Source organism: Lysinibacillus sp. GbtcB16, from assembly GCF_019091145.1.
GTDB lineage: Bacteria > Bacillota > Bacilli > Bacillales_A > Planococcaceae > Lysinibacillus > Lysinibacillus fusiformis.
Genome location: NZ_JAGXJV010000046.1, coordinates 1 through 1,846, shown reverse-complemented (window position 1 = coordinate 1,846; position 1,846 = coordinate 1). Strand labels below are relative to the sequence as shown.

Sequence of the window (1,846 nt, the reverse complement as noted above, 5' to 3'; positions counted from 1 at the left end):
GAAACGAGTCGAACATGAATTTATTAATGGAATGGGTTTATTATATTCCTCTACAGATTTTAGTAAACTTGAAACTTTTTTACACAACAAATTATTATTAGAAAAATCTATTGGACGTTGTGATTGATTAATTTTGTAGTAGAAATGTATTTAATAATGGTATTGATAGTCTTATTAGCATAATATGAATTCAGGCATGAGTTTAGTTGAGAAAGAAGGAGAAAAATGACATATACATATCCGAATAATGAATTCAAAATAATATGGAATTCTAATCCATTAATTATAATAGATACAAATGTAATTTTAAATTTATACCGTTATTCTCCAGATACAAGTAATCACATTTTGAAAGTTTTAAATTCAATTCCAAAACATCAGCTTTGGATACCTGCACAGGTGCTTGAAGAATATAAACAAAATCATGACAACGTCAGAAATTTGGCGCGTAATAAATATAAAGAGGTAACTAGTGAAATAAATCGTATTATAAGTAATGCTGAAAATAGCTTTTTTAAACAGTTTACAAGATTTAACAAGCTTAGTTTTCCTAAAGTTCAAGAGTTAAGTAAAGATACAAATCAAGCAATTACGAGAATGAAAGCTGCATCCAAAAAATATGCTGAAGAAATTAAACATGAAATAGAAAAAAATAAATTGATGATTGAGGAGGATAATGTAAAAACATTTGTAGATGATCTTATTTCTTTTGGAAGAGTTGGGGAGCCCTATAGTATATCCAATTTATTGAAAATATTCACAGAAGGAGAACTGCGTTATAAATATGAAATACCGCCAGGATATAAGGATAACTATAAAGATAATCGAAAAAAATTTGGTGATTTAATTTTATGGAAACAAATTTTAGAACAAGCTGAACGAGTTCAAGAGCCAATAATTTTTATTACTCTTGACGTGAAAGAAGACTGGTGGATTTTGGATGATAAGAATACGCCTGTACGACCTAGAAATGAGTTGCTGATGGAGTTTAAAGAGTATTCTAAGAAACCATTAGCTATTATGCAAGTTAGTGATTTTATTGAAAAAACTTCTTTAATTATCGATATGGTAGATTACAAAACAAATTTAGAACTAAATTCTACTGAATATGGAATGGAATGTATTCGTGATAAAGATTGGGATGATATTTTAAATGAAAATCAATTAACAAAATACTTGATTCAGAGTGAAGCACTAATAGATTCTTTTAATAGGGTACCTTTTGATATTGAAATAGAAGAAACATTCGATCCTGTAATTGAAGTGAATTCGGTTAACATAATTCAGAATGATGTTGTTATGGAAGGTTCTTTTGAAGCAGAAATAGGTATTTTAATTACTGAAACTTATTCCGAAAATTATTCATGTGAATCATATGCCTATATTACCTTTATAGGTTCAATATCTATAGAATTTGAAGCTGATTTCGATGTCGAGAAAGATCCCATTGTTCGAGACACAATAACTATTGAAATTGGAGGGTTTGAAGTCTCCAAATGTGATGTGGAACATAATGATGAAAGAAATATCCCGGATGAAGACAGATGTAGGGATTGTAGCAATCCAAATGCTTCATATCACACCAAAATGTACAATGAAGCGGTATGTGAGCGTTGTAAAGGTAATTATGAAGTTTGCCCTGAATGTGGATTTTTATTTGAGTATGGCACGCTTTTAGGAAGTCATTGCAAAAGCTGCGAAATAAATTTCTCCCTATATAGTTAGTGTAAATTAATCATATTTAGTTCGAAATATAGTGAATCTATTTTAATTACAAACTTTTATCTAATCAATAGATTCAAATGTTTATTAAAACAAATGAATTTATGATATATTTCTAAAGTAG

General features: G+C 28.8%; 1 protein-coding gene. It reads left to right on the top strand.

Features of this window, described 5'->3' with window-relative positions; all coding sequences use genetic code 11:
• Positions 1-225 precede the first annotated feature (225 nt).
• Positions 226-1,725: a PIN domain-containing protein gene (locus KVT27_RS23085; RefSeq protein ID WP_119781973.1), complete on the top strand. Its 1,500-nt coding sequence runs from the start codon at positions 226-228 to the stop codon at positions 1,723-1,725.
• The last annotated feature ends 121 nt before the right edge of the window (positions 1,726-1,846 follow it).